The sequence below is a fragment of the Prevotella lacticifex genome (assembly GCF_019973375.1).
Taxonomy (GTDB): Bacteria; Bacteroidota; Bacteroidia; order Bacteroidales; family Bacteroidaceae; genus Prevotella; species Prevotella lacticifex.
On sequence record NZ_BPTV01000037.1, the window covers coordinates 1 to 260 of the forward strand.

Annotated in this window: 1 pseudogene; it reads right to left on the bottom strand. The window is 39.6% G+C overall.

From position 1 onward, the window contains the following. A pseudogene (locus tag LDN30_RS16295) lies at positions 1-260 on the bottom strand (hypothetical protein); the annotation flags it as partial.

The window sequence follows — 260 nt, forward strand, 5'->3', positions numbered from 1 at the left end:
AAGCATAGCAACTAGCTCTTCTATATATTTAAGCATGGTTGCCGTACCCCATTTACCACCATCTTTGGTTCTCACCTTCTTGTATTTTGAAAGGTATCTGAATATAGCCTTGTAAGAATATTTCTTGTTTAGCCCCAGCTTGACAAACTCATTCTTAACCCTTGTCGTTATGACGACGGAAAGGAAATTTATAAGTTCAGTGGCATATACGCTGTAGTCGGAATGCACGTTTACCGTGTCACGGTCAACGATATTCTTGT